At 60.9% G+C, this 279-nt stretch carries 1 protein-coding gene; it reads left to right on the forward strand.

Translation table 11 applies throughout. From position 1 onward, the window contains the following. A partial coding sequence (locus ACPYOI_RS36145) for a precorrin-6A/cobalt-precorrin-6A reductase (RefSeq protein ID WP_481424180.1) occupies positions 1-211 on the forward strand: 211 nt, incomplete at its 5' end. Positions 212-279 lie beyond the last annotated feature (68 nt).

Raw genomic sequence — 279 nt, forward strand, 5'->3', positions numbered from 1 at the left:
TCTCAAGCGACACCGCATCGATGCGATCGTCGCAAAGAATAGCGGCGGAGCGGCGACATATGCGAAGATCGAGGCAGCCCGGGATCTCGGCATCGAGGTGTTTATCGTCGCCCGCGCAGCCGCGCCTGCCGTCATGACGGTTGAGACTGTCGACGAAGCGCTCGGCGCGATCGATCACCTCTTTCCTCCGGCGATGGAACGCGGTGTGTAGACAATTGCGGGCTTGCCGCCCTGTCTCTTATACACATCTCCGAGCCCACGAGACGCGTAGTAATCTGG

Source organism: Rhizobium sp. SVR5-2C (genome assembly GCF_056755115.1).